We start from the raw sequence: 2,687 nt of genomic DNA on the forward strand, positions 1-2,687 counted from the left end.
AACCAATGCGGTGGCGCACCGGGATTACTCGATGGCGGGCGCCAAGGTGCGTTTGCGGTTGTTTGATGATCGGTTGGAACTGTACACGCCGGGAATGTTGCCCAATACGATGACGCCCGAAAGCCTGCCTTATCGACAGGCTGCTCGGAATGAAGCGATTACGAGCCTGCTGGCACGTTGCCCCATTGAGCGAGACGAGTTTTCAGCCCACCGCTCTCACATCATGGATAAGCGTGGTGAAGGGGTACCAATCATCTTGTCGCGTAGTGAGCAGCTCTCGGGAAGAGCGCCGGAATACCGACTGATCGATGATTCAGAGCTCCTGCTGACAATCTATGCGGCGAAGGCCTCATGAAGAAGGTGAAGCGTGGACACTGAAGCTATCCAGTCAAGCATCACTGTCATCGAGGCGCTGGTCCGTTCCCTGGAGCGCGCGGCCCGGTACAACCCGAGTGACGTCGTGCACCCATATGCCATCTTGTGGACGGATCATGATTCACAGTGGCGGCCGATCATACCCCAACTCCGTCGCTTGCTACCCCAGCTTCTGACTTTCGGTGAATACCAGCCCGAACAGCGAATCGGCCCGGCCATCTGGCTGCGTAGCGTGGTGGATCGTGCATTGCCTGATGTCGAGATGCCTGAAGGGATACCGCCGATCGTATACCTGCCGGATGTGAGCCGGCAGGAATTGCGGGCAGTCCAAGAATGCCCGGATAGCCTCAAGCCGCTGGTGGAGCTTCAGTACCGCGGCGTTTGCTGGACGCAAAAGAACGGAAAGGACTGGACCGTCGAAGCCTTCCTGGTAGCGGAGGAAGGGGGTCTTGGATTGGACGTTGCACGCGACGCGGCTACTCGTCGGGCTATGCTTGGTGCTTTGGCAGAACTGGCCACGACGTCAGTTGATAGGCTGCGTGGAAAACACCTTGAGGCCGAAGATTTTGACAAACTATTTTCCGACGATCCGGCAAAGGATCTGTTGCTTTGGTTGAGCGACCCAGAGACGGTAAAGTCAGGCTGGAATGGAGGGCGTTGGTCGGCCTTTAAATCACGGTGCAAGGTGGACTTCAAGTTCGATCCGGACAAGGACGGCGAGTTGGTTGGTGCAGAGCTACTCGGTAAGCGGGAAGGCTATTGGGCTACTGTCTGGGAGAGGTTTTCTGAGTCGCCTGTGCTCTATCCTGGCGTACCGGAGCTGTTACGCCAGGCAATGCCGAGCGAGCTATTTATCGAGTCTTCATCCTGGCCTCAAAACAATGAGAATGAAGAGGCCTCCTTGAGAAAAGCGCTGCTTGAGCTTGAGAAAGCAACACCCAATGACGGGCGTAAACGGATTCTCGAGCTCGAGAAATCACATGGTTTGAGACGGGGGTGGGTCTGGGCGAAGTTAGGGCAAGCACCACTCGCGGTAGCCCTGGCTCACCTGGCAGCTATTACCGAACGTACGGACACCAAACTTGGTGGCGCCTCGACTGCTGAAATGGCAAACCTGTATGTCGATGCTGCCTGGGCAGTCGATACTGCTGCGTTGTCTGCAATGGCGTCAATCAAATCTACCGCCGATGCGCAAGCGATTGGCAAGGCATTAAACGCTGTTTATAGGCCGTGGCTTGAGTCGGCAGCAGAACATCTTCAGCAGTTGGCGGAGAAGGATCCTCTTCCTGGGCATGATGGCCAGGGTCTGGAGGACGTAATCGTCGAATCAGGTGGGCTGGTCCTATTCGCGGATGGTCTGCGATTCGATGTGTCTCAACGCCTGGCCGAACGCATGCGCGCTAAAGACTGGTCAGTCACGATGTCGACCCGTTGGGCAGGATTACCAACCGTAACAGCAACAGCCAAGCCGGCGGTTTCTCCCGTTTCAAATGGCATCAAAGGTGTGTCACTCGGTGAAGATTTTCTACCTGCTTTGGCAGATACGGAACAGCCATTGACCACGGACAGATTCCGCAAGCTCTTGGCAGCCGAGGGATACCAATACCTGAGCGCCGACGAAACGGGTGATCCCTCGGGGCGTGGCTGGACGGAAAACGGTGGGCTCGACAAGTTGGGTCATTCCCTTCAGGGAAAGCTCGCCGGCAGAGTCGAAGAGCAGGTTGATCTGCTACTGGAACGCATCGAGTCGTTGCTCGATGCCGGTTGGCGTGAGGTTCGTGTGGTAACAGACCACGGTTGGCTCTGGCTGCCCGGCGGGTTACCGAAGGTGGATTTACCCAAGTATCTGACAGCGAGTCGCTGGGCCCGCTGCGCAGCGATTAAAGGGGCATCCAAGGTTGATGTGCCCACCGTGCGATGGCACTGGAATGCTCATGAGCGAGTTGCGGTTGCACCCGGGATTTCCTGTTTCGGTGCCGGCAATGAATATGCACACGGCGGATTGAGTCTGCAAGAGAGCCTGGTGCCCGTCATCCGGGTGACCGTGGGCGAAACAAAGGCCAAGGCGGTAAAGATTGGGGATCTCTTCTGGGCAGGGCTGCGTTGTCGTGTGCGGATTGATCGGGCACAGCCCGGACTGTCTGTCGATCTACGGACGAAGGTGAATGACCCGGGATCATCCGTGACTCAGACACGGTCGATTGATGGCAACGGAGCAGCTAGTTTGTTGGTAGCAGACGATGAATTGGAGGGTACGCCGGCGGTTCTAGCCCGCATCGCTCACCGATCCCCTGGTTCCGGTGTTTTTGGGC

General features: G+C 57.0%; 2 protein-coding genes. Both read left to right on the forward strand.

What is annotated here, in order from left to right; translation table 11 throughout:
• Positions 1–355, forward strand: a 355-nt coding sequence (locus ACOCD2_RS16215) for an ATP-binding protein (RefSeq protein WP_293715278.1), incomplete at its 5' end; no start/stop codon positions are given.
• 12 nt (positions 356–367) lie between these two features.
• A partial coding sequence (pglZ, locus tag ACOCD2_RS16220; RefSeq protein WP_293652561.1) for a BREX-1 system phosphatase PglZ type B occupies positions 368–2,687 on the forward strand: 2,320 nt, incomplete at its 3' end.

The organism is Thiolapillus sp., from assembly GCF_048562965.1.
Taxonomy (GTDB): domain Bacteria; phylum Pseudomonadota; class Gammaproteobacteria; order Chromatiales; family Chromatiaceae; genus Thiolapillus; species Thiolapillus brandeum_A.